This window comes from Clostridium coskatii (assembly GCF_001675205.1).
In the GTDB taxonomy this organism is placed as follows: domain Bacteria; phylum Bacillota; class Clostridia; order Clostridiales; family Clostridiaceae; genus Clostridium_B; species Clostridium_B ljungdahlii.
The window spans coordinates 1-634 of record NZ_LROR01000005.1 but is presented as its reverse complement, the minus strand read 5'-3'; the positions used below and the strand labels follow the sequence as shown (position 1 = coordinate 634).

Below are 634 nucleotides of genomic sequence, written 5' to 3'. Positions count from 1 at the left end.
CATTACTTCGCGCTGGATTACTTAACGGTAGTTTTATTCCAGCTAAGGAAATTCGAGAGTTTCGTGACCTCACTCGTTACCGCAAAAGTGTGATTCGCGATATTACTTCCCAGAAGAATAGAATTGAAAAATTTTTGCAAAGCTCAGGTTTTCGACTTTCCACCTTTATCTCTGATATATTTGGTGCATCCGGACGAAATATTATAAACTGTCTCATTGATCATGGACAAATTAATAAATCACAACTTAATGAATGCCTAAAAACAAAGACACGCAAAAGGATAGACGAAATTCTCATTGCAGTGAATGGAACTCTATCTGTGCACCAAAGAAATTTCTTAAAAATGCTAGTATCTCACTTAGATGTTTTGAACTCTCACCTGAAAGACGTTGAAGCATCAATCATTGCAGAGATAAATCAATTTTCCTCTGCAATAGCAACTTTATGCAGTATTCCAGATATTGCTGAAACCGCCGCAGCTTCCATTATTGCTGAAATTGGAGTAAACATGAGCTGCTTCAAGACAGCTGAACATATTTGTTCTTGGGCAGGGCTTAGCCCTGGTAATAATGAAAGTGCAGGTAAAAAAAAAGACTTCTGTAACCAAAGGTAATCCTTATATAAAAAGTATGC

The 634-nt window shown here is 36.9% G+C and carries 1 pseudogene; it reads left to right on the top strand.

Annotation, left to right across the window (positions count from 1 at the left end):
- Window positions 1–634, top strand: a pseudogene (locus CLCOS_RS21220) (transposase); the annotation flags it as partial.